19 protein-coding genes are annotated in these 22747 nt (G+C 73.3%); 7 read left to right on the top strand and 12 right to left on the bottom strand.

The window, feature by feature from the left end; genetic code table 11:
- Position 1 precedes the first annotated feature (1 nt).
- Positions 2 to 1189 (bottom strand): type VII secretion-associated serine protease mycosin, encoded by a 1188-nt coding sequence (mycP, locus tag ACGFYV_RS00760; RefSeq protein ID WP_393876160.1) that lies wholly within the window; start codon positions 1187 to 1189, stop codon positions 2 to 4.
- Positions 1186 to 2868 carry a hypothetical protein gene (locus ACGFYV_RS00755; protein WP_393876159.1) on the bottom strand — a complete coding sequence of 561 codons (1683 nt, stop codon included), beginning with the start codon at positions 2866 to 2868 and terminating at the stop codon, positions 1186 to 1188. The genes mycP and ACGFYV_RS00755 overlap by 4 nt, the downstream gene beginning before the upstream one ends.
- 272 nt (positions 2869 to 3140) lie before the next feature.
- Here ACGFYV_RS00755 and ACGFYV_RS00750 point away from each other — a divergent pair, with 272 nt between their 5' ends.
- Positions 3141 to 4343, top strand: a complete 1203-nt coding sequence (locus ACGFYV_RS00750; RefSeq protein ID WP_393876158.1) for an amino acid deaminase/aldolase — start codon at positions 3141 to 3143, stop codon at positions 4341 to 4343.
- 45 nt (positions 4344 to 4388) lie between these two features.
- Here the strand turns inward: ACGFYV_RS00750 and ACGFYV_RS00745 are convergent, their stop codons facing one another.
- The 3 genes from ACGFYV_RS00745 to ACGFYV_RS00735 are packed head-to-tail and all read right to left on the bottom strand — an operon-like array spanning position 4389 to position 7949.
- A complete protein-coding gene (locus ACGFYV_RS00745) occupies positions 4389 to 5171 on the bottom strand; it encodes a 3-oxoacyl-ACP reductase (RefSeq protein WP_393876157.1) in 783 nt (260 codons plus the stop codon).
- The gene (locus ACGFYV_RS00740) at positions 5168 to 6541 is read right to left on the bottom strand and encodes an aldehyde dehydrogenase family protein (RefSeq protein ID WP_393876156.1); all 1374 of its coding nucleotides are present in this window, start codon (positions 6539 to 6541) and stop codon (positions 5168 to 5170) included. Before ACGFYV_RS00740 ends, ACGFYV_RS00745 begins: the two co-directional genes overlap by 4 nt.
- Before the next feature lie 37 nt (positions 6542 to 6578).
- On the bottom strand, positions 6579 to 7949 hold the full coding sequence (locus ACGFYV_RS00735) for a glutamine synthetase family protein (RefSeq protein WP_393876155.1): 1371 nt from the start codon (positions 7947 to 7949) through the stop codon (positions 6579 to 6581).
- Positions 7950 to 8044: 95 nt separating this feature from the next.
- Here ACGFYV_RS00735 and ACGFYV_RS00730 point away from each other — a divergent pair, with 95 nt between their 5' ends.
- Both ACGFYV_RS00730 and ACGFYV_RS00725 read left to right on the top strand, forming a co-directional pair.
- The gene (locus ACGFYV_RS00730) at positions 8045 to 8851 is read left to right on the top strand and encodes a FadR/GntR family transcriptional regulator (protein WP_393876154.1); all 807 of its coding nucleotides are present in this window, start codon (positions 8045 to 8047) and stop codon (positions 8849 to 8851) included.
- 52 nt (positions 8852 to 8903) lie between these two features.
- Positions 8904 to 9593, top strand: coding sequence for a gamma-glutamyl-gamma-aminobutyrate hydrolase family protein (locus ACGFYV_RS00725; RefSeq protein ID WP_393876153.1), 690 nt, complete (start codon positions 8904 to 8906; stop codon positions 9591 to 9593).
- Positions 9594 to 10109: 516 nt separating this feature from the next.
- On the opposite strand, the gene ACGFYV_RS00720 is transcribed toward ACGFYV_RS00725, so the two are convergent.
- Positions 10110 to 11039, bottom strand: a complete 930-nt coding sequence (locus tag ACGFYV_RS00720; protein ID WP_393876152.1) for a LysR family transcriptional regulator — start codon at positions 11037 to 11039, stop codon at positions 10110 to 10112.
- 70 nt (positions 11040 to 11109) lie between these two features.
- Between ACGFYV_RS00720 and ACGFYV_RS00715 the strand changes: the two genes are divergently transcribed.
- Entirely contained in the window at positions 11110 to 12252 is a 1143-nt protein-coding gene (locus ACGFYV_RS00715) for a TDT family transporter (RefSeq protein ID WP_393876151.1), read from the top strand.
- On the opposite strand, the gene ACGFYV_RS00710 is transcribed toward ACGFYV_RS00715, so the two are convergent.
- The 4 genes from ACGFYV_RS00710 to ACGFYV_RS00695 all read right to left on the bottom strand — a co-directional run bounded on the left by ACGFYV_RS00710 (position 12179) and on the right by ACGFYV_RS00695 (position 16777).
- A complete protein-coding gene (locus tag ACGFYV_RS00710) occupies positions 12179 to 12898 on the bottom strand; it encodes a helical backbone metal receptor (RefSeq protein WP_393876150.1) in 720 nt (239 codons plus the stop codon). The two genes, ACGFYV_RS00715 and ACGFYV_RS00710, sit on opposite strands and share 74 nt — an antisense overlap.
- A 12-nt stretch (positions 12899 to 12910) precedes the next feature.
- Positions 12911 to 13483: a helix-turn-helix domain-containing protein gene (locus ACGFYV_RS00705; protein ID WP_393876149.1), complete on the bottom strand. Its 573-nt coding sequence runs from the start codon at positions 13481 to 13483 to the stop codon at positions 12911 to 12913.
- 371 nt (positions 13484 to 13854) lie between these two features.
- Positions 13855 to 15699, bottom strand: coding sequence for an ABC transporter permease/substrate binding protein (locus tag ACGFYV_RS00700; protein ID WP_393876148.1), 1845 nt, complete (start codon positions 15697 to 15699; stop codon positions 13855 to 13857).
- Positions 15692 to 16777: a glycine betaine/L-proline ABC transporter ATP-binding protein gene (locus ACGFYV_RS00695; RefSeq protein ID WP_393876147.1), complete on the bottom strand. Its 1086-nt coding sequence runs from the start codon at positions 16775 to 16777 to the stop codon at positions 15692 to 15694. Before ACGFYV_RS00695 ends, ACGFYV_RS00700 begins: the two co-directional genes overlap by 8 nt.
- Before the next feature lie 210 nt (positions 16778 to 16987).
- Here ACGFYV_RS00695 and ACGFYV_RS00690 point away from each other — a divergent pair, with 210 nt between their 5' ends.
- Together ACGFYV_RS00690 and ACGFYV_RS00685 are read left to right on the top strand one after the other, a co-directional pair.
- On the top strand, positions 16988 to 17908 hold the full coding sequence (locus ACGFYV_RS00690) for a 5'-3' exonuclease H3TH domain-containing protein (RefSeq protein WP_393876146.1): 921 nt from the start codon (positions 16988 to 16990) through the stop codon (positions 17906 to 17908).
- 209 nt (positions 17909 to 18117) lie between these two features.
- Entirely contained in the window at positions 18118 to 18981 is an 864-nt protein-coding gene (locus ACGFYV_RS00685) for a siderophore-interacting protein (protein ID WP_393876145.1), read from the top strand.
- A 466-nt stretch (positions 18982 to 19447) separates the two neighbouring features.
- On the opposite strand, the gene ACGFYV_RS00680 is transcribed toward ACGFYV_RS00685, so the two are convergent.
- The gene (locus ACGFYV_RS00680) at positions 19448 to 20029 is read right to left on the bottom strand and encodes a GNAT family N-acetyltransferase (protein ID WP_393876144.1); all 582 of its coding nucleotides are present in this window, start codon (positions 20027 to 20029) and stop codon (positions 19448 to 19450) included.
- Between the two features lie 68 nt (positions 20030 to 20097).
- Here ACGFYV_RS00680 and ACGFYV_RS00675 point away from each other — a divergent pair, with 68 nt between their 5' ends.
- Complete coding sequence (locus ACGFYV_RS00675; protein WP_393876143.1) at positions 20098 to 21033, top strand: RluA family pseudouridine synthase; 936 nt, start codon at positions 20098 to 20100, stop codon at positions 21031 to 21033.
- Between the two features lie 128 nt (positions 21034 to 21161).
- On the opposite strand, the gene ACGFYV_RS00670 is transcribed toward ACGFYV_RS00675, so the two are convergent.
- Entirely contained in the window at positions 21162 to 22712 is a 1551-nt protein-coding gene (locus ACGFYV_RS00670; protein ID WP_393876142.1) for a cytochrome P450, read from the bottom strand.
- Positions 22713 to 22747 lie beyond the last annotated feature (35 nt).

Here is a 22747-nt window from a genome sequence, read left to right as displayed (position 1 = left end):
CTCAGTGAGTCGCCTTGCGGTTTCTCCAGAGGACCACTGCCGCCACGAGCAGTACGCCGCCGACGCTGCCCGCCAGGGGGCTCGCCCAGTCGGCCGTCCGGTCCGGGGCCTTGGGGGCGTCCGGGCCGCTGCCGAAGTACTTCTTGTCGTACGACGCCGGGTGGAGCCCCTCGGGCTTCAGCTTCGCCGCCGCTCTCATGGCCGCGGCCGGGTCGATCATGCCGAAGCCCCGGGAGTCGTCACGGCCGCCTGCCGGGGCGTCGCGGGCCGTGGACTCGATGAGCTTCTTGATCTGGGCCGGGGCCAGGTCGGGGTGGGCCGCCTTGATCAGGGCGGCGGCGCCGGAGACGAACGCGGAGGCGGCTGAGGTGCCCCAGCCCTCGTAGTACTTGTGATCGGGGTCGGCGATGACGACGTTCACGCCGGGCGCGCTGACCGCGGCGTACCAGCGGCGGGTGGAGAAGGCGGCGCGGGTGCCGTAGCGGTCGACGGCGGTGACGGCGATGACGCCCGGGTAGGCGGCCGGGTAGGAGACGTGGTCCCCCTTGTCGCCGCCGTTGCCCGCGGAGGCGACGACGACCACGCCCTTCTTGAGGGCGTACTGCACGGCCTCGTCCTCGCCGGGCTCGGGGTGCGCGGAGTTCGAGTCGTCGCCGAGGGAGAGGTTGATGACGTCGGCGCCGTGGTCGGCGGCCCAGCGGATGCCGTCGGCGAGGGCGTTGCCCCGGGTGGTGCGGGCCTTGGCGCGGGCGGGGTCGCCGTCCTCCAGGATGACCCGCACGGGCAGGATCTTCGCCTCCGGGGCGACGCCCATGATCCCGGAACTCCGGAGGTACCCGTGGCCGTGTCCGGCGATGATGCCGGCCATGGCGGTGCCGTGCCGCGCCCAGGTGCGGTCACCGGGCTCGGCGCCGAAGCCGATCAGGTCCTTGGTGGGCAGGACGTTGCCGGTCAGGTCCGGGTGGTCGCCCTCGACGCCGGTGTCCAGGACGGCGACGGTGACGCCCTTCCCCTTGGTGGTGTGCCAGACCTCGTCGAGATTGAGCGCGGTCAGGGCCCACTGCTGGGCACGGATGCCGTCGGCGTGGGCGGCGGTGGCGGGCAGCAGGGCGAGGGAGCCGGCGAGCAGGAGGCTCGTCGCCGCCCCGGTGACGCGCGTGCGGCGGCGGGCGCTCGTCGATCGGCTCAAGAGGATCTCCCCGTGGCCGGTCTGACGGTCGCGCGCAGCCGGCGTTCGATACGGTCCGACAGGCCCTGGGCCTCGTTGCCGAGGCCGGCCTGGGCGGGTGCGGAGGTGGCCCCGGAGTCGACGGCGCTCGCTGCGGGCTGGGGCTCGTCGACGCGGCGGCCGTCCGCCCAGCCGGAGACGGCGAAGGCGACGACGGGGGCGTCGGTGAGGACGGCGACGGTCCAGCTGGCACGCTGCTCGTTGCCGAAGCGGGCCGCGGCGGTGCCCCGGGCGGCGTACGGGCGGGGCATGAGGTCGGTGCGCAGGTCCAGGTGCTCGTCCCGGAAACGGGCGGCGAGCGCGGACATGCCGGCGGCGTCGGCCTTGGTGAACAGCAGCCCGACGGTGGTGACGTAGCTCTGGGTCGCGTCCGTGTAGGTGGCGCGCAGCAGACGCTGGCAGCCGGCGGGGGCGAGAACCTTGTGCAGCAGCGGGTCGAAGGCGTCGGCGCAGCCGCTGTCGGGGGCGACCGCGATCCGGGTCCAGGTGCGGTCGGCTCCGCCGGGTCCGGCGCCGGTGCCCTGCACGACGGGCGGGAACAGCTGGTCCACGAGGACGCTGTGCCACAGCCGGCCGGCCGCGGTGAACCCGGTTCCGGGCGGGCCGTCCCCTCCGTCGACGGTGAGCCAACTCCCGGTCACGGCACCGCCGATGAGACCGAGGCCGAGCACGAGGCAGGCGGCGGCGGCGACGGTGCCGCCGCGCACCCGCGCGCCCAGCGGCCATGCCCGCCCCCGCTCGTCGTACCCCTCCGGCTCCCCGAACGACACGACGGGCCGAGTGGCCGCGGTGGCTCCCCAGGACAGGGTGGGACCGGGCGCGACCGACGCGGGTCCGACGGCGCGGGCGGGATCGCTCGTACCCCACCCGGCACGGGTCGTGCCCAGGGCGGTCCTGGCCTGCGGCGTCGACCACGGCTGGGCCGTCGGCTGCGACGTCGGCGCGGCGGGAGCGCCGGGGCGGCGGGGCGGTACGGCCGGGACGACGGGCTGTGCTGCGGGCATGGACGGCGCCGGCCGGGTCCGGCCCGTCGTCGCCGAGGTGCGTCCGGCGGGACCATCCGGCCGCGCGCCGGACACCGGCGGGATCGGGCGGAGGGAGGCTGTCGTCTCCGACGGGGTTTCCGCCGGGGCTGCCGGGCGGCCCGGCCTAAAGGGCGGGCGCTGGTCGGGGCGTGGGGGTACGGCCGTACCGGCGTTGTCGCGGCGAGGGGCGTGGCCCGTGCTCGGCGGGGCGTCGGGGAAGCGCGCCGAGGCGCGGGGCGGGGGTGGAGTCACGGGGCCGGTGACGCCGGGCACGGCGGAACCAGAGCCGGTATCGGTACCGGCACCCGTACCGGACCGGGCGGCAGGGGGACGCGACACGGTGGAGGCAGAGGGCGTGAAGACCGAGGGTTCGTCGGCGCTGTCGGCGTAGCCGTAGCCGTCGTCCGTCGGCGCGGGGGCGGCTCCGGTGGCGGTCCCGGGGACGGCGTCGGATCCGCCGCCCGCCGGACCAGACCCGGACCCGGATCCGGTGGCCGTGGGGCCGGTCGGTTCCTCGGGGCCGGCGGGAGCGTCCTGGGGCTCGAACCGGGTGCCGTCCCGCGGCTGGGACGGGGGACGCGGCGGGATCGGGGCGCGGCGCGCTTCTGTGCTCAATGCACCCCCCGTTTCCTCGTGCCCAGGGCCGTCTCCTCGTATACGGGCCCTCTCCTCACCGACCGCGCCCGGGGCGAAAGTCCGGTCCGGGCACCATACCCATACGGCCGGACCGGCATCCCGGTTCAGGCGAACCGGCCGGACGCCCTCCGCGTACGTGCGCGTCACTCTACGGGTTGTCGGGCGGAGAAACAGAACCAGTTCGCACAGCCGGGGCATCTGCCCGGAACGTCCCCCTACCCTGCGGTAATCACGTCTGGCACGCTTCCGGCATGACTGCGCGCGCCGCCGACCGGTCCCGTTACGACCGGGCCACCGCCCATCTCGACGCCCCTCTCGCGATCGTGGACCTGGAGGCGTTCGACGCCAACGCGGACGACTTGGTCAACCGCGCCGCCGGGAAGCCGGTGCGGGTCGCCAGCAAGTCGGTCCGCTGCCGGGCCCTGCTGGAACGCGTCCTCGCCCGGGACGGTTTCCGGGGGATCATGTCGTTCACCCTGGCCGAGTCGCTGTGGCTGGCGCGCTCCGGGTTCGACGACATCCTGCTGGCGTATCCGTCCGCCGACCGGGCGGGGTTCGCGGAGCTGGCCGGCGATCCGAAGCTCGCCGGTGCGGTCACGGTGATGGTCGACGACGTCGCGCAGCTCGACCTCATCGACGCGGCCCGGGACGGTGGGCGCGAACTCGTGCGGGTCTGCCTGGAGTTGGACACCGCGCTGAAGCTGCTGGGCGGCCGGGTGCGGGTGGGGGCCCGGCGCTCCCCGCTGCACTCCCCCGCCCAACTGGCCGAGCTGGCCCGCGCCGTGGCCCGTCGGCCCGGTTTCCGGCTGGTGGGGATCATGGCGTACGAGGGGCACGTCGCCGGGGTCGGGGACGCGGTGGCCGGACGGCCGCTGCGCTCGCGGGCGATCCGGCTGATGCAGGCCGCCGCCCGCCGTGAACTGGCCGCGCGGCGCGCCGCGGTGGTGCGTGCCGTGCGGGCCGTGGCGCCGGACCTGGAGTTCGTGAACGGCGGCGGCACGGGCAGTGTGCAGCACACGGCCGCCGAGGACGCGGTGACCGAGATCGCGGCCGGTTCGGGACTGTACGTGCCTCGGCTCTTCGACAACTACACGTCCTTCAGGGGGCGTCCCGCGGCCCTGTTCGCGCTGCCCGTCGTACGGCGGCCCGGCGTCGGGGTCGTGACCGTGCTGGGCGGCGGCTATCCGGCCTCCGGTGCCGCGGGAACCGACCGGCTGCCCGTGCCGTACCTGCCGCAGGGGCTGTCGTACGACTCCCAGGAGGGGCCCGGTGAGGTGCAGACCCCGCTGCTCGGCTCGCCCGCCGACGATCTCCTCGTCGGGGACCGGGTGTGGTTCCGGCACGCGAAGGCGGGCGAGCTGTGCGAGCGGTTCGACGCCCTGCACCTGATCGAGGGGGACACGGTCACGGCGACCGTGCCCACCTACCGGGGCGAGGGACGGACCTTCCTGTGACCGGCGCCCCGGAGAGCGGTTCCGCCCGGCGCCGGCCCAAGGCGTCTACAGGGGGGTGACGTAGGCGCCGGAGATTCCGCCGTCCACAAGGAAGTCGGTGGCGTTGACGAAGGAGGAGTCGTCGCTGGCCAGGAAGGCGACGGCGGCGGCGATCTCGTCCGCCTCGGCGAACCGGCCGAGCGGGATGTGGACGAGGCGGCGGGCGGCCCGCTCCGGGTCCTTGGCGAACAGCTCCTGAAGGAGCGGGGTGTTCACGGGCCCGGGGCACAGGGCGTTGACCCGGATGCCCTCACGGGCGAACTGCACGCCCAGTTCCCGGGACATGGCCAGGACGCCGCCCTTGGAGGCGGTGTAGGAGATCTGGGAGGTGGCCGCGCCCATCCGGGCCACGAAGGACGCCGTGTTGATGATGGACCCCTTGCCCTGGCGGCGCATGTAGGGGAGGGCGGCCTTGCAGCACAGGTAGACGGAGGTGAGGTTGACCTCCTGGACGCGCTTCCAGGCCTCCAGGCCGGTCTCCAGGATGGAGTCGTCGTCGGGCGGGGAGATGCCGGCGTTGTTGAAGGCGATGTCGACGCTGCCGTAGGTGTCGTAGGCGGTCTTGAACAGCGCCTCGACCTGCTCGGGGTCGGTGACGTCGACCTTGACGAAGAGTCCGCCGACCTCGTCGGCGGCGATCTTGCCGCGGGTTTCGTCGACATCGGCGCAGACCACGTTCGCGCCTTCGGAGGCGAGCCGGCGCGCGGTGGCGAGACCGATGCCGCTGCCGGCTCCGGTGACGACGGCGGTACGGCCGACCAGGCGGCGGCAGACAAGGGATTCGGTCACTGTGCGGGGCCCTCCGTGCTGATGAAGACGTTCTTGGTCTCGGTGAAGGCGGTCAGGGCGTCGGGGCCGAGTTCGCGGCCGAGGCCGGACTGCTTGAAGCCGCCGAACGGGGTCCAATAGCGGACGCTGGAGTGGGAGTTGACGGACAGGTTGCCGGCGCGCACGGCCCCCGAGACGCGCAGGGCGCGGCCGACGTCCCGGGTCCAGATGGAGCCGGAGAGGCCATAGGGGGTGTCGTTGGCGAGCCGGACGGCGTCGGCCTCGTCGGTGAAGGGGAGGAGGACGGCGACGGGGCCGAAGATCTCCTCGCGGGCCGCCGCGCCGTCCGGCCGCTCCCCCGTGAGGACGGTCGGCGGGAACCAGAAGCCGGGCCCGTCGGGGGCGCTGCCGCGCAGGGCCTGGGCGCCTTCGGGGACGTACGACCTTACGCGCTCCAGCTGCTGACGGGAGATCAGCGGGCCCATCTGGGTCTTCTCGTCGGCCGGGTCGCCCACGACGACGGCGGCGAGCGCGTCGGCGAGGAAGGCGCGGGCCTCGTCGTACACGTCCTCGTGGACGAGGACGCGGGTGCGGGCGCAGCAGTCCTGGCCGGAGTTGTCCAGGAAGGAGAACGGGTCGAGGGCGGCCTTGAGGTCGGCGTCGGCGAAGACGATGTTGGGGCTCTTGCCGCCGAGTTCGAGGGTGACCGGCTTGACCAGGCGGGCGCAGCGCTCCATGATCTCGCGGCCGGTGCGGGTGGAGCCGGTGAACACGATCTTGGCGACGTCCGGGTGGTCGACCAGGGCGCGCCCGGTGATACGGCCGTGGCCGGGCAGTACCTGGAGGACGTGCTCGGGCAGGCCCGCTTCCAGGGCGAGTTCGGCGAGGCGGAGCGCGGTGAGCGGGGTGGTCTCGGCGGGCTTGAGGACGACCGCGTTGCCGGCCGCGAGCGCCGGGAAGGAGCCCCAGGCGGCGATCGGCATGGGGAAGTTCCAGGGGGCGATCACGCCGATGACGCCGAGGGGTTCATGGAAGGTGACGTTCCAGCCGCCGGGGGCGGGGATCTGCCGGCCGAGGAGGCGTTCGGCGCCGCCGGCCGCGTAGAGCAGCAGGTCGCGGGCGTTGCCGGCCTCCCAGCGGGCGTTGCCCACGGTGTGGCCGGCCTCGCGGACCTCCAGCTGGGCGAGTTCCTCGACATGCGCGTCGACGACGTCGGCGAACCGGCGCAGCAGGCGGGCACGGTCGGCGGGCGCGAGGGCGGCCCATCCGGTCTGGGCGCGCGCGGCCCGTACGACGGCGGCGGCCACGTCCTCCTCGCTCGCGGCGGGGACGGTGGCGACGACCTCCTCCGTGGCGGGGTTGAGGATCTTCAACTCGTCTGAGTCGGACACGAATCGGCCTTTCACGGGCGTGCGTCGGCGGCGGGGCTCACAGGCGTTCGAAGGAGCGGCGCAGTTCCCAGTCGGTGACCGCGGCGTCGAAGGCGTCGAGTTCGACGCGTGCCATGTTGCGGTAGTGGGCGACGACCTCGTCGCCGAAGGCCGCCTTGGCGATCGGGCTGGTCTCCCAGAGTTCGGCGGCCTCGCGCAGGGTGGTCGGGACGTGCGCGAAGTCGGCGGTGTAGGCGTTCCCGGGGCAGGGCTCGGGCAGTTCGAGGCGCTGCTCGACGCCGTACAGGCCGGCCGCGACGAGTCCGGCGACGGCGAGGTAGGGGTTGACGTCACCGCCGGGGAGGCGGTTCTCGAAGCGCAGGGAGCGGCCGTGGCCGACGACGCGCAGGGCGCAGGTGCGGTTGTCGTGGCCCCAGGCGACGGCGGTGGGGGCGAACGAGCCGGGCTGGAACCGCTTGTAGGAGTTGATGTTGGGGGCGTACAGGAGGGAGAAGTCGCGCAGGGCGGCGAGCTGTCCGGCGAGGAAGTGCCGCATGACGGCCGACATCCCGCCGGGGTCGTCGTGGGAGCCCGCCATGGCGTTGCGGCCGTCGGCGTCGGCGAGCGAGAGGTGGATGTGGCAGGAGTTGCCCTCGCGCTCGTTGTACTTGGCCATGAAGGTGATCGAGACGCCTTCCTGGGCGGCGATCTCCTTGGCGCCGGTCTTGTACAGGGCGTGCTGGTCGCAGGTGACGAGGGCCTCGTCGTAGCGGAAGGTGATCTCGTGCTGGCCGGGGTTGCACTCGCCCTTGGCGGACTCGACGGTGAGGCCGGCGCCGGCCATGTCGTTGCGCAGGCGGCGCAGCAGGGGCTCGATGCGGCCGGTGCCGAGGATGGAGTAGTCGATGTTGTACTGGTTGGCCGGGGTCAGGCCGCGGTAGTTCGCGTCCCAGGCCTGTTCGTAGCTGTCCTTGAAGACGATGAACTCCAGCTCGGTGCCGACCTGGGCGGTGTAGCCGAGCCCGGCGAGCCGCTCCAGCTGGCGGCGCAGGATCTGGCGCGGGGCGGCGACGACCGGGGAGCCGTCCTCCCAGGCGAGGTCGGCGACGAGCAGGGCGGTGCCGGGGTGCCAGGGGATGCGGCGCAGGGTGGCGAGGTCGGGGCGCATGGCGAAGTCGCCGTAGCCGCGGTCCCAGGAGGACATCGCGTAGCCGTCGACCGTGTTCATCTCGGTGTCGACGGCGAGCAGGTAGTTGCAGCCCTCGCTGCCGTGCCGCAGGACCTCGTCGAGGAAGAACCGGGCGGCGAACCGCTTGCCCTGGAGCCGCCCTTGCATGTCGGGGAAGGCCAGGACGACAGTGTCGATCTCACCGCCGGCGACGAGGGTGTGCAGCTCCTCGACGCTCAGCGGGGCGGTGCGCTCTGCCACGGGAGGGCCTCCTTCGGCTTCTTCGCGTGTTGCGGCCGGGCCGGGAGCCATAAGGTATTGCGGAGAACCATTGCTTGGGAAGGGGGCAGGGCCGGATGTCGCGGGACGTGGATCGGGGCGCGGATCGGAACGTGGATCGGGACGCGGATCGGGACGCGGATCCGAGGGGACCGCGCGAGCAGCGGCGGCCGGAGGACGACCGGCTCACGGCGGTCCTGCGGCCGGTGCGGGCCGGCAACGGCTTCGAGGAGGCGCTGGAGCAGATCCTTCAGGTGGTGCGCCTCGGGCTGGTGCCGGGCGGTGAACGGCTGCCCGCGGAGCGGGAGTTGGCGGAGCGGCTCGGGATCAGCCGGGTGACGCTGCGCGAGGTGCTGAAGGTGCTCCAGGACCAGGGCCTGGTCCAGGCGCGGCGCGGGCGCTACGGCGGAACGTTCGTCCTGCCGCGCGCGGACGCGGGCGGCGAGGACGAACTGCGGCGGCGGATCGCGTCGGTCGACATCGAGGACGTGCTGCGCTTCCGCGAGGTGCTGGAGGTGGGCGCGGCCGGGCTGTGCGCGGCGCACGGGCTGACCGGCGCGCAGGCGGTCCGGCTGCGGGAGGCGCTCGACCGCACCCACGAGGCCCCGCTCACCGAGTACCGGCGCCTGGACACGCTGCTCCATCTGACCCTGGCCGAGCTGTGCGGCTCGCCCTCCCTGGCCGCGCGGTACGCCGCGGTACGGGCGACCGTGAACGACCTGCTGGACTGCATCCCGCTGCTGGTGCGCAACCTGGAGCACTCGCAGCGCCAGCACACCGCGCTGGTGGAGGCGGTGCTGGACGGGGACGCGGACGGCGCGCGGGAGATGATGCGCGAGCACTGCGCGGGGACGGCGGCACTGCTGCGGGGCTTCCTGGCGTGAGCCGCTTCTGCAAAGGTACGCGACACAACCTTTGACTCTCTCGGAGGACAGCGTGACCGCACGACCGCTGATCGGTGTGAGTACGTATCTGGAGGCCGGTGTGCGCTGGGGCGTGTGGGAGCTGGCCGCGGCGCTGGTGCCGGCCGGCTATCCGCGGCTGGTGCAGCGGGCCGGAGGGCTCGCGCTCCTGCTGCCGCCGGACGCGCCCGAGCGGGCCGCCTCGGTGGTGGACCGGCTGGACGGGGTGGTGATCGCGGGCGGCCCCGACGTGGATCCGTCCCGGTACGGCGCGGAGCGCTCACCGCGCACGGGGCCGCCCGCACCCCAGCGGGACGCCTGGGAACTCGCCCTGATCCGGGCGGCGTTGGCGGCGGGCAAGCCGCTGCTGGGGATCTGCCGGGGGATGCAACTGCTGAACGTGGCGCTCGGCGGCACGCTGGTGCAGCACCTGGACGGGCACGCCGAGGTGGTCGGCGCCTTCGGGGACCACGCGGTGAAGCCGGTGCCGGGGACCCTGTACGGCGGGATCGTCCCGGAGCAGACGTCGGTGCCGACCTACCACCACCAGGCGGTGGACCGGCTCGGCGAGGGCCTGGTGGCATCGGCGTACGCCCAGGACGGAACCGTGGAGGCCATCGAAGCACCGTCGGCCACGGCGTGGGTGCTGGGCGTGCAGTGGCATCCGGAGATGGCCGAGGACCTGCGGGTGATGCGATCCTTGGTCACCGCGGCCGGTGCCTGAACCAGGCCGTCGCCACGTCGACCTGGGCCCGCTGGAAGGGGCGCAGACCGGGCGGACGCCTGCGGCGGGGCGATGTGGTGCGGTGCGGTGCGGTGCGGGTCACGCTAACCATGCGTGGCGGGCCGACGAGCTGGGCTGCCGACGAATTCCCGCGCGCCGTGAAAGCGAGCCGGTGGCAGCTCGCGTGGCGGCACCGGGTACGCGCCCCTGTGGGCGGTAGACCACGACCGCGGAACACGGCGAGCCGGCAAGCCGGAAGCGGCTCACGACAGCGCCGGACACACCCTCCACGACCAGTCGGCCTCAGCCCCGGAACGCGGCAAGGCGGCAGCGGCTCACGACAGCGCCGGACACTCCCCTCCGGGGGCGGTTGTCGTGCCGAAGGCTGGTCGGCGGCGCCTGCGGGCGGTTGGTGGCGGCCACGTGACCGAGGCACGGCACGGTGACACTGCCCCGGTCCTGACCCCGTCCCCAGCCCCGGCCCGGCCTCGTCCCCGCCCCCGGCGGGACGCCCCCTCACCCCCGTGTCAGCGACAGCAGTTCCCGTGCCGGTCCCGTGGGCCGGTGGCCGGTCGGCCAGACCGCGCGCAGGTCCCGGTGCAGGGCCACGCCCTCCACGGGGATGCTCACCAGACGGCGCATCGCGAGTTCCTCCCGCACGGCGAGTTCGCTGAGGACCGAGGGGCCGGCGCCGCTCACGGCGGAGGCCTTCACCGCGGTCGTGGAGGAGAGTTCGATGAGGGGGCGGGCGAGGCCGCCGAGGGCGGTGTCCAGGACCTGGCGGGTGCCGGATCCGCGTTCCCGCAGGATCAGGGGGGTGGCCGCGAGTTCCTCGGCGGTCACGGGGCGCCGGCGGCGGGCCCAGGGGTGGGCGGGGGCCGTGACGACGATCAGGCGGTCGTGGGCGATGACGGTCGAGTCCAGGCCCGAGGGGACCGCCACGCCCTCCACGAAACCGACGTCGGCCTCGTCGGCCAGCAGGAGTTCCGCGACCTTCGCCGAGTTGCCGGCGAGGAGGGACACGGCCGTGTCGGGGCGCTCGGCGCGCAGCGCGAGGAGCCAGCCGGGCAGCAGGTACTCGGCGATCGTCATGCTCGCGGCGACCCTCAGCCGCGAGTCCCTCCGGTCCCGCAGCGCCTGCGCACCCGCGTCGAACGCCTCCGCCGCCTCCACGACCCGGCGGGCCCAGTCGGTCACCAGGGCACCCGCGTCCGTGAGCCGGGAGCCGCGCGGCGAGCGGTCGACCAGGGCCACGCCGAGCTGCCGTTCCATGGAGCGGATACGGCTGCTGGCGGCCGGCTGCGTGATGCCGACCTCCCGCGCCGCCGCCCCGAGGCTGCCCAGCCGCGCCACGGCCAGCAGCAGCTCCAGCGCGCCGAGGTCGGGCACCCGGTGCGACAGCGAGCCGCCGGGCCGTGCGTCGTCGGTCGCAAATCCCTCGCTCATAAGACCACCTTATGCCCCCATAGAAGCGAACTCCCTGGTCAGGGGTGATCGGCCGCGCGAGGGTGGAGCCATGGTCACCGCAGTACATTCGCTTCCCGCCGTACGCGCCGCGCGCGTGCGGCACCTCGGCCCCAACTGGTACGCCGCGGTCATGGGCACGTCCGTCGTCGGCACGGCCGGCGCCACGCTCCCCGTGCACGCCGACGCACTGCGCGGGCCCTGCACGGTCGTCTGGGCGCTGGCCTCCCTGCTGCTGGCGACGCTGCTGGCCGCCCGCGCCCTGCACTGGACCCACCACCGCGACCAGGCCCGCGTCCACCTCCTCGACCCCGCCATGGCCCCCTTCTACGGCTGCCTGGCGATGGCCCTGCTCGCGGTCGGCGGCGGCACCGTGACCGTCGGACGGGACTGGATCGGCACCGGCCCTGCCGTCGCCGTCGCCACGGTCCTGTTCACCACCGGCACCGCGATCGGGCTCCTCTCCGCCATCGCCGTGCCGTACCTGATGGCGGTGCGGCACCGCGTCGCGCCCGCCGAGGCCACTCCGGTCTGGCTGCTGCCGCTCGTCGCGCCGATGGTGTCGGCCGCGGTCGGTCCGCTGCTCGTACCGCATCTGCCGCCCGGACAGCCCCGGGAGACCCTGCTGCTGGCGTGCCTCGCGCTGTTCGGGGTGAGCCTGCTGGCCACGCTCCTGATGCTGCCGCTGGTCTTCGCCCGGCTGATCACCGGCGGCCCGCTGCCGCTCGCGCTCACCCCGACCCTGTTCCTCGTCCTCGGCCCGCTCGGCCAGTCGACCACCGCGCTCGGTCTGATCGCGGACGACGCCCCCGGGGTCGTACCGGCTCCCTACGCCCGCGGCCTGGAGGTGTTCGCCGTGCTCTACGGGGTGCCGGTGATGGGGTTCGCGCTGCTGTGGCTGGCGTTCTCCGTCGCGCACGTGGTGCGGGCCCGGCGGCAGGGCATGGGGTTCGCCATGACCTGGTGGGCGTTCACCTTCCCGCTGGGCACCTGTGTCACCGGCGCGTCCGCCCTCGCCCGGCACACGGGACTCGACGTGTACGACGCCCTGGCCCTCGGCCTGTACGCCGCGCTGCTCGCCGGGTGGCTCACGGCGTCGGCCGGGACCGTGCGGGGGCTGCTCAGCGGCGAGCTGCTCCGAGGGCCCGCCCCAGCACCCGCGGCGCCTCGGCCAGCGACGGCCCGTACCAGGTGAGGTGCCGCCCGCTGACCAGGGCACAGGGCAGGCCCGGGAAGGCCTCGGGGCCGTCGTCGGCGGTGAAGCGGTAGGGCTCGTCGGGCAGGACGACGAGGTCCGGCTCCGCCGCGCGCAGCTCCTCCAGGGGCACGCGCGGATAGCGGTCGGGGTGGGCCGCGTACAGGTGGTGCACGCCGAGCCGGGCGAGGACGTCACCGGCGAAGGTGTCCCGGCCGAGAACCATCCAGGGCCGGCGCCAGATCGGCACGACCGCCGTCGTAGAACTCGCGGGCCCCGGCAGCGCCGCCCACGCCGCCTCCGCCTCCTCCAGCCAGTGGGGCCGGACCGGCGCGCCGCACGCGGTCAGCACCCGTTCCAGCTCAAAGAACGCCCCCGGCACCGTCCGCACCTCGGTGACCAGCACCTCAAGGCCCGCCGCGCGCAGCGCGTCCAGGTCGGGGGCGCGGTTCTCCTCCTCGTTGGCGATCACCAGGTCGGGCGCGAGGGCGACGATCCGGTCCACCCGGGGATTCTTGGTGCCGCCGATACGGGTGACCTCCAGGTCTACCGGATGGCCGCACCAGTCCGTCGCGCCGATGAGCCTGCCGGGCAGGCTCACCGCGACCGCCTCGGTGAGGGAGGGAACGAGCGAGACGATCCGCATCTCGCGCGACACCTAGCGGGACCGGTCCTGCACGGCCTCGATGTGTTCGGCGACCGCCACCACGATCACCCGGGTCTCCGGGACCGTGGCCCGCCAGCGGTGCCGGACCCCGCCGGTCAGGTAGAGGGTGTCACCGCGGCCGAGACGGTACGCGCGGCCCTCGGCCTCGATCTCGACGGCGCCCTCGACGACGTACATCAGCTCGTCGTTGCGGTGCTGGAACTCGCGGCCGGGGTCGTGGTCGCCGGTGAACTCGGAGGCGTGCAGCTGGTGGTGGCCGCGGACCAGGGAGCGGGTGCGCGGGTCGAAGTCGCCGTCGACGCGGGGCTCGGCGCGTACGACGTCCACGCTGCACGCGGGGTCGGCGGCGGCGAGCAGTTCCACGGCCGTGGTGCGCAGGGCGTCGGCCAGTTTCTCCAGGGAGGTGCGGCTCGGCCGGGCGCGGTCGTTCTCGACCTGGCTGAGGAAGGGCACCGAAAGGCCGGTGCGCTCGGCCACGACGGCGAGCGTGAGTTCCAGCGTGCGACGGCGCCGCCGGACGGCCGCGCCCACCCGCACGGACTGCTGCTCCTTGTGGTCGCCCATCGCTCCGGCTCCCTCCTTCACGCGTCGTGCCGTCTGCCGGGTGCCCCTGATCGGGCGCACTCCTCCTGATGAGTTCTCTGCACCCTATGCATGTTCGGCAAACCGTTTCACGCGCCTGTCACATCCCTGTCACGCCGGCGGAGCCCCGACCTCACGGTTCGCGCCAGTGCGTGGCCGCCGAGCGGAGGGCATGCCCCCTGGTTCAAGGCGCGAACGGGAGCCGGTGTTCCCGGTGGGCGAGGTTCGTGGCGCCGCGTGGTTGGTTGGATCCGGTCCGTGGCCCCGTACACCGCGAGGGGTGGGCGGCGGCCGTACGTCAACGGGACGTGCGGCGCCGCCCACCCCTCGGGTGGCGGTCGGGACGGGTCAGGTCACCCGGCCGCCCGGCTCCCGGCGTCCTTGCCGACGGCGTCCTTGCCGGCGGCGTCCTTGCCGGCGACCGGCGCCCACGTGTCGACCAGGCCCGGGTTCTGCTGCAGCCAGGTGCGCACGGCGTCCTGCTCCTTGCCCTTGCCCGCCTTCTGGATCTGCGCCTCCAGGCCGGTGAGCTGCTTCTCGGTCATCGAGAAGTTCTTCAGCCAGGTGCCGACCTCGGGGTTGTCGGCGGCGAAGCCCTTGCGGGCGAGGGTGTGCACGCCGTCGCCCTTGCCCCAGGCGCCCTTGGGGTCCTTCAGCTTCTTCAGCCCGTAGTCGCTGTACGCCCAGTGCGGCGACCAGAGGGTGACGACGACGGGCTCCTTCTTCGCGTAGGCGCGTTTCAGCTCGGCCAGCATCGCGGGCGTGGAGCCGTCGACGACGTCGTACGTGCCGTCGAGGCCGTACTCCTTGAGGACCTTGGTCTTGAGCATGCTCATCATGCCCGCGCTGGGCTCGATGCCGACGATCTTGCCGCCGAACTCGGAGGAGTGGGCCTTGAGGTCCTCCAGGGAGTTCACGTCCTTCACATAGGAGGGGACGGTCAGCTCCAGGGAGGTGGGGCCGTACCAGCTGCCGAGGTCGTCGAGCCGCTTGCCGTACTTCTTCCAGTACTCGGCGTGCGTGGTGGGCAGCCAGGAGTCGGTCTCGAAGTCGAGCTGGCCGTTCGCGAGGCCGGTGTAGAGGGGGCCGGCGGCGTAGGTGGTGGTGGTCACCTTGAAGCCGCGCCGCTCCAGCAGTTCCTTCCACAGGAAGGTGGAGGCGATGCCCTCGTCCCAGGCGATGTAGCCGAGCCTGATCTCCTTGCCCCTGCCGACGTTCGTGCCGGAGGCCACGGAGGAGCCGGCGGAGGACCCGAAGACGTTCATGCCGCCCGCGACGAGCGCGAGGACGACGATGCCGACGACCGCGACCGCCGGGCGCGGCCGGTACGACCACGCGCGGGTGCGGGCCTTGGCGGCGGCCCTGCGGCCCAGCGGGGACAGCTGGGCGCCGAGCGCGCCGGTCATGCGGTCGAGGTAGATGGCGAGGACGACGATGCCGACGCCCGCCTCGAAGCCGAAGCCGATGTCGAGCTGCCCGATGGCCTCGTTGACCGCGCCCCCGAGACCGCCGGTGCCGACCATGCCGGCGATGACGACCATGGACAGGCCCAGCATGATCACCTGGTTGACGCCGGCCATGATGGTCGGCAGGGCGAGCGGCAGCTGGACGCGGAACAGGGTGTCGCGCGGGGTGGTGCCGAACGCCTCGGCGGCCTCGACCAGTTCCGCTTCGACCTGGCGGATCCCCAGCTCGGTCATGCGGACGCCGGGGGCCAGCGCGAAGATCAGGGTCGCGATGACGCCCGCCGCCGTGCCCAGGCCGAAGAAGAGGATGGCGGGGATCAGCAGGACCATCGACGGCATGGTCTGGAGCAGGTCCAGAGCGGGCCGTACGGCGGCGCTGACGGCCTTGGAGCGGGCGGCCCAGATGCCGAGCGGGATCGAGATCACCAGGGCGATGACCGTGGCGACGAGGACGAGCGCCAGCGTGGACATGGCCCGGTCCCACAGGTCGAGCGAGTCCACGAGGGCGAACCCGGCGAAGGCCAGGACGCCCGCGACCAGGCCTCGCAGCCACCAGGCGACGACGGCGAGGATGCCGGCCATGACCAGCGGGGCCGGCGCGGTGAGAACGGCGTCGATGCCGTCGTACAGGCCCTCGACCACCGCGCGGATCGCGTCGAACAGCCAGGACATGTGGGCGACCAGCCAGTCGACACCCGAGTCGACCCAGTCGCCGATGTGCAGCCTAGGCACGGGCGATCACCTTCTCCCCGTCGTTCTCCGGGTGGTCGCAGGCGGTCGGCTCGCTCTCCTCGTCGCCGAGGAAACCGACCAGACGGCCGCGGGGCACGACGCCCACGAGGGCGCCGTCGGCGTCGAGCACGGCGACCGGGTGGGTCAGCCGGGCGCTGAGGGCGCACAGCTCGTTGAACGGCGTGTCGGGGGTGGCCGTCGCACAGGCGCAGTCGGCCTCGTCGCCGCGCACCTCGGTGTCCATGACGGCGGTGGCGGTCAGCACGCGGGAGCGGTCGACGTCCTGGATGAAGGAGGCGACGTAGTCGTTGGCCGGGCGCAGCAGGATGTCCTCGGCGGTGCCGTCCTGCACGATGCGGCCGTCGCGCATGACGGCGATGCGGTCGCCCAGGCGCATGGCCTCGTTGAGGTCGTGGGTGATGAAGACGATGGTCTTCTTCAGGCTCTTCTGGAGTTCCAGGAGCTGGTCCTGCATGTCGCGGCGGATCAGCGGGTCCAGGGCGCTGAAGGACTCGTCCATCAGCAGCAGGTCGGCGTCGGTGGCGAGGGCGCGGGCGAGGCCCACGCGCTGCTGCATGCCGCCGGACAGCTCGTCGGGCCAGGACTTCTCCCAGCCGGCCAGGCCGCACAGAGCGAGCGCCTCGTCGGCGCGGCGTTCGCGCTCGGCGCGGGGCACGCCCTGCACGGCCAGGCCGTAGGCGGCGTTGTCGCGGACACTGCGGTGCGGGAAGAGCGCGAAGTGCTGGAAGACCATGCTGATCTTCCTGGAGCGGACCTCGCGCAGCTCGCGGTCGCTGAGCGCGGTCAGGTCCTGGCCGTCGAAGCGGACCCGGCCGTCCGTCGGCTCCAGCAGGCCGTTGAGCATGCGCAGCAGGGTGGACTTGCCCGAGCCGGACAGGCCCATGACCACGAAGATCTGGCCCGGCTCCACGGTGAAGGAGGCGTCGATCACCGCCGCGGTGGTGCCGTCGGAGCGCAGCTCCTCCCGGTCGGCGCCCTGTTTCAGCCGCTCCACCGCCTGGTCCGGTCGTCTGCCGAACACCTTGAACAGGTGCTCGGCCTCAAGCCTGGATGACACGCGTACCTCTCGTCTCTGCCGACAGAAAGGGAGCGACCGGCCACCAACAGTTGAACAGGCAACCGGCATCGCTCCGAGGCCGCGCCTGCCCGGGTTCCTTCACCACAAACGCACAAGTGGGCCGCCTCACGGCGATGCGCATACCGCAACGCGTTCCGGTGCGTCCCGGCGCGGGGGCCCGCTGTCGGTGCCGTGCGGCATGATGCGAGCGTGACCGGACGACTGATGCTTCTCGACACCGCCTCGCTCTACTTCCGCGCCTACTTCGGCGTGCCGGACTCCGTGCGGGCGCCCGACGGCACGCCGGTGAACGCCGTGCGCGGACTGCTGGACTTCATCGACCGGCTGGTCAAGGACCACCGTCCGGACCGCCTGGTGGCCTGCATGGACGCCGACTGGCGGCCCCAGTGGCGGGTGGACCTCATCCCCTCCTACAAGGCGCACCGCGTCGCCGAGGAGCACGAGGCGGGACCGGACGCGGAGGAGGTGCCGGACACCCTGGCCCCGCAGGTGCCGGTCATCGAGGAGGTGCTGGACGCGGTCGGCATCGCCCGCGTCGGGGTCGAGGGGTACGAGGCCGACGACGTGATCGGCACGTTCACCGCGCGCGCGGACGGCCCGGTGGACATCGTCACCGGCGACCGCGATCTGTACCAGCTGGTCGACGACGAGCGCGGGATCCGGGTGCTGTACCCGCTCAAGGGCGTGGGCACGCTGCAGCTGACCGACGAGGCGGTGCTGCGCGAGAAGTACGGGACCGGCGGGCGCGGGTACGCGGACCTGGCCCTGTTGCGCGGCGACCCGAGCGACGGCCTGCCGGGCGTGCCCGGGATCGGCGAGAAGACGGCCGCCAAGCTGCTGGCCGAGTTCGGGGACCTGGCCGGGATCGTCGCGGCGGCCGAGGACCCGGAGGCGAAGCTCACCCCGACGCAGCGCAAGCGGCTCACCGAGGCGGGACCGTATCTGGCCGTCGCGCCGAAGGTGGTGCGGGTCGCCGACGACGTCCCGCTGCCGGACGTGGACACCGCGCTGCCGCACGCACCGCGCGACCCGGCCGGGCTGGACGCGCTGGCGGCCCGCTGGGGGCTGGGCGGCTCCCTGCAGCGGCTGCTGACCACGCTGGAACGGTGAAGCCGATCATGCCCGAGCGGTGAAGCCGATCACGATCGAGCGGCGGATCAGGAACCCTGGGACCCGGCGCCGGACGCTTCGGTGCCGATTCCACGGGAATATTCCGGCAAAGGGATCTCATTCCCCACCCGGGAAAGGCTGTTGACCGAATCAAGATGCTAACTTAGGCAAACCTAACCAATACCGCAGCAGTGCAGCAGGAGGCCGCCATGGCAGAGCGTCCGGGACGAAAGCCGCGCAAGCCGCACACCGCACACGTGGTGCGCACCGAGCGGCTGACCCCGCACATGCAGCGCGTGGTGCTCGGCGGTGACGGACTGGCCGGATTCACGGCGGACACCTGCACCGACCACTATGTGAAGCTGCTGTTCGGGCCCGCGGGCGTCACCTACCCCGAGCCCTTCGACCTGGAGCGGATCCGCGCCGAGTTCCCGCGCGAGCAGTGGCCGGTGACCCGGACGTACACCGTGCGCGGCTGGGATCCCGAGCACCTCGAACTGACCCTGGACTTCGTGATCCACGGCGACGAGGGGCTGGCCGGCCCCTGGGCCACCCGGGTACGGCCGGGTGAGACCGTGCGCTTCATGGGACCCGGCGGCGCCTACGCGCCCGACCCCGGTGCCGACTGGCATCTGCTCGTCGGCGACGAGAGCGCGCTGCCCGCGATCGCCCGCGCCCTGGAGACGCTGCCCTCGGGTGCCCGTGCGCACGCCTTCGTGGAGGTGTCCGGGCCCGAGGAGGAGCAGAAGATCGACTCCGATGTGAAGGTCGTCTGGCTGCACCGCGGGGACCGGCGGGTGGGCGAGGCCCTGCTGGAGGCCGTACGAGCCCTGGAGTTCCCGGAGGGCCGGCTGCAGGCGTTCGTGCACGGCGAGGCGAGCTTCGTGAAGGAGCTGCGCCGGATGCTGCGGGTCGACCTGTCGATCCCGCGCGAGGACCTGTCCGTCTCCGGGTACTGGCGCCTCGGCCACGACGAGGACGGCTGGCAGGCCTCCAAGCGGGACTGGAACGCCCGTATCGAGGCCGAACAGGAGAGCGGCGGCCGGGCGACCGACGGCGCGGCGGCCGCCTGAACGGCACCGGGCGGATTGGGCTGACGGCGCGGGATCGGTGACGGTGCGGGATCAGTGACGGTGCGGGATCAGTGACGGTGCGGGATCGGTGACGGCGCGGGATCGGTGACGGCGCGGGATCGGTCACGGCGCGGGATCGGTCACGGCGCGGGATCGGTCACGGCGCGGGATCGGTCACGGCGCGGGATCGGTCACGGTGCGGGATCGGTCACGGCGCGGGATCGGTCACGGTGCGGGACTGCGGGGAGGGCAGGACTGCTTACAGGGTGGGAGCGGTGACCGCGCGGGATCGCTGAGAGAGCTGGACCGCTGACCGCGCGGGAATCAGCCCGTCCGTGATCAGTCCGTCAAGGGTCAGTGACCGTGCAGGATCGGTGATAGCGCGGGATCAGCCCGTGCGGGAATCAGTCCACGCGGGAATCAGCCAGCGCGCGATCAGCCCACGCGGGAATCGGTCCGCGCGGAATCAGTCCGTGCGCAGGCGTGCGTGCAGATGCATGTCGTGCCAGCCGTCCCGGTGCAGGAATCCGTTGCGCTTGGTGCCCTCCAGGGCGAAGCCGGTCTTCGCGGCGACGCGGCAGGAGGCCGGGTTGGCGGTGGAGTGCAGGAGCTCCAGGCGCATCAGGCCGACCTCCTCGAAGGCCCAGCGGGTCACGGTGGTCGTGGCACGGGCGGCGACACCCCGGCCCCGGGCCCCCGGCACGGTCCAGTACGCCACCTCGGCCACGCCGTCGCCGAGCGCGATCTCGCGCAGCGCGACCCTGCCCAGCAGTTCGTCCGTGTCCGCGTCGGCGACGGCCCACTGGGCGTTGTCCTCACCCTCCCAGGCCGTGCGCCACTCCTCGATCCAGCTCGCGGCCTCCTCCTCGGAGTCGCAGGAGCGGATGTGCCACTGGTGCAGCACCGGGTCCTGGAAGGCGGCGTGGACGGCGGGCGCGTCCCCGGCCCGCCAGGGGCGCAGGACCAGACCGTCACCCGTCAAAAGCACGGGCTGCGGGGCACGGGCGAGGGTTCCGGCGGCCAGCACCGGTGCGGTGAGATACGGCATGATCCGCATCCTGCCAAGGCGGCGGCCCGCACCCCGGCGCTTTCCCGCCGCCGTACCCTTGTGTCCTGATGAGCCGCCGTACGCCTCCCCCGCCCGCCCCGCTCCCCCAGCGCGACGGTGTCGACCCCGTGCGGGTGCGGCTGCCGTTCGACGGGGCGTGGGCCACGGTGCGGGAGCATCTCGTGGAGCGGCTCACCGGCGCCGGGCCCGGCGTGGTCGAGGCGATGTTCGGCTCGGGTCTGATCGTGGGCGCCGACGGCCGGGCGGTGGCGCCGGACGCGCCGTACGAGCCGGGGATGTTCGTGTGGTTCCACCGGGAGCGGGCCCCGGAGGTGCCGGTGCCGTTCCCGCTCGACGTGGTGTACCGGGACGCGCACATCGTCGTCGCCGACAAGCCGCACTTCCTGGCCACCACCCCGCGCGGCTCCCATGTCACCGAGACCGCGCTGGCGAGGCTGCGCCGCGAACTGGGCCTGCCGACGCTGACCGCCGCACACCGTCTCGACCGACTCACCGCCGGGCTGGTGCTGTTCACGGTGCGGCCCGAGGAACGGGGCGCCTACCAGACGCTGTTCGGGGACCGCCTGGTGCGCAAGGAGTACGAGGCCCTCGCGCCGTACGACCCGACGCTCGCCCTGCCCCGGACCGTGCGCAGCCGGATCCTGAAGGAGCGCGGGGTGCGGGCCGCGCGGGAGGTCGAGGGCGAGCCGAACGCGGTGACCCACGTGGAACTGGCCGAACGGCGGGGCGGCCTGGCCCGGTACCGGCTGCTCCCCCGCACCGGTCAGACCCATCAGCTGCGGGTCCATCTGAACGCGCTCGGCATCCCCGTCCTCGGCGACCCGCTGTACCCCGAAGTGACCGCCCCCGTGCCGCCGGGCGACTTCCGGCGCCCGCTGCAACTGCTCGCGCGCAGGCTGGAGTTCACCGATCCGGTCACGGGAACGGAACACCGGTTCGTCAGCGGCCGCACACTCCAGGCGTGGACCGACCCGCAGAAGTAGGCCGACGGAGAGCCGTAGCGGACACACACTCCGCGCTCTCCGCCGCCGCTCACTTCCTCACCGCGTCCTGACTCCCCGCTTCCTCGCTCTCCGCACCCTCGCTCTCCGCACCCTCACTCTCCGCTTCCTCACTCTCCGCGCCACCAACGCAGTACGCGCCGCCACGCGTTCGGGCGGCGGGCCGGTTCCGGGGCGGCCATGGGGGTGGGCGGGGGCCACTCGGGGGCGGGCCGTGGTGCGGCGAGCGTGGGTGCCTGGCTGGGCGGCTCGGGGGCCGGTGCCGGGTCCGTGCTGAGGCTGCCGACCTGCCAGGCGGCCCGCTGCGGCGGGATGGCCGAGAGGCTCGGGGAGTGGGAGACGTCCTGCTTGGGCTGGGCCTCGAAACGCACCGGCAGGGACACCAGATGCCGTGAGGCGATCGAGGAGCGCCAGGTCAGCTCATTCTCGTGGCAGTCGAGCCCGATGTCCGGGAGCCGGGTCAGCAGGGCGTCCACACCCACGTCGGCGATGGCCCGGCCGATGTCCTGGCCGGGGCACTCGTGCGGCCCGCCACCGAAGGCGAGGTGGGAGCGGTTGCCCATCATGTTGGCCCTGGGCTCGGGGCGCACACGCGGGTCGACGTTGCCCGGGGCGGGGGCGAACAGCAGCCCGTCGCCCTTGCGGATGCGCTGTCCGCCCAGCTCGGTGTCCTGCTTGGCGTAGTAGCCGAACACCGTGCTGAACGGCGGCTCGTCCCACAGCGACTGCTCGATCGCCTCCGGCACGGTCATCTGGCCGCCGTTGAGCTGGGCGCGGAAACCCGGTTCGGTGAGCACCATGCGCAGCGCGTTGGCGAGCAGGTTCGCGGTGGCCTCGTAGGCGGCGAAGAGGACGAGCCGCAGGTGTTCGCGGACCTCGTCGTCGGTCAGGCCCACCGGGTGGATGACCAGGTGGCTGGTGATGTCGTCCTCGGGGCGGGCGCGGCGGCGGGCGGTGAGCCGGCTGAGCGCGTCCATGACGTAGGCGTGGCTCTGGATGGCGGTCTCGGTGCCCTTGAGCGCGTCGCGGGCGGCCTGCACCATCCGGTCGTTGTACTCCTCGGGCATGCCGAGGACCTCGCACATGACGGCCATCGGCAGGTGCTCGGCGAACTGGGAGACCAGGTCGGCCCGGCCCCGCTCGCAGAAGCCGTTGACCAGTTCCTGGGTGGAGCGGCCGATGTGGCGGCGCAGGGCGCGCTGGTCGATGGTCGCCATGGCGGCCGTGACGGCGGAGCGCAGCCGCTGCTGCTCGTCGCCCTCGGCGTGCGAGCAGATGGGCTGCCAGGCGATGTGCGGCATGAGCGGGTGGTCGGGCTTGACCATGCCCTCCAGCAGGGGCGTCCAGACGCGGCTGTCGCGGGTGTACTGCGAGGGGCTGCGCACCATGTGGAGGTTCTCGGCGTGCCCGAGGACCACCCACATCGGCACGTCGTCGTGGAGCAGGACGGGCGCCACCGGGCCGTGCTGTTCGCGCAGCCGCTCGTAGAGGTCGTCCAGGACCTCGGCGTCGGGGCCGTAGAGGCGGTGCAGTGCCCCGGGGCCGAGGCCGTGCGCCGGGCAGCCGGGCGGCGGGCCCGGGGTGGGTTCATAGCCGGGTTCATAACCGGGTTCGTGGGCGGGTTCGTGGGTTCCGGTCAGGGATCGGGATTCTGGCGTCACAGTGGTCGCTCCGGAACGGATGGGGTGGGGGTGGG

This window comes from Streptomyces sp. NPDC048297 (assembly GCF_043201585.1).
Lineage (GTDB): Bacteria > Actinomycetota > Actinomycetes > Streptomycetales > Streptomycetaceae > Streptomyces.
This window is presented reverse-complemented; position numbering and strand designations above follow the sequence as displayed.

Coding starts and splice junctions, on each gene's coding strand:
- ACGFYV_RS00715 (WP_393876151.1), top strand. CDS start 11,110: ATGGTCACCGCAGTACATTCGCTTCCCGCCGTACGCGCCGCGCGCGTG.
- ACGFYV_RS00710 (WP_393876150.1), bottom strand. CDS start 12,898: ATGCGGATCGTCTCGCTCGTTCCCTCCCTCACCGAGGCGGTCGCGGTG.
- ACGFYV_RS00680 (WP_393876144.1), bottom strand. CDS start 20,029: ATGCCGTATCTCACCGCACCGGTGCTGGCCGCCGGAACCCTCGCCCGT.
- ACGFYV_RS00730 (WP_393876154.1), top strand. CDS start 8,045: ATGTCGCGGGACGTGGATCGGGGCGCGGATCGGAACGTGGATCGGGAC.
- ACGFYV_RS00705 (WP_393876149.1), bottom strand. CDS start 13,483: ATGGGCGACCACAAGGAGCAGCAGTCCGTGCGGGTGGGCGCGGCCGTC.
- ACGFYV_RS00720 (WP_393876152.1), bottom strand. CDS start 11,039: ATGAGCGAGGGATTTGCGACCGACGACGCACGGCCCGGCGGCTCGCTG.
- ACGFYV_RS00685 (WP_393876145.1), top strand. CDS start 18,118: ATGGCAGAGCGTCCGGGACGAAAGCCGCGCAAGCCGCACACCGCACAC.
- ACGFYV_RS00675 (WP_393876143.1), top strand. CDS start 20,098: ATGAGCCGCCGTACGCCTCCCCCGCCCGCCCCGCTCCCCCAGCGCGAC.
- ACGFYV_RS00750 (WP_393876158.1), top strand. CDS start 3,141: ATGACTGCGCGCGCCGCCGACCGGTCCCGTTACGACCGGGCCACCGCC.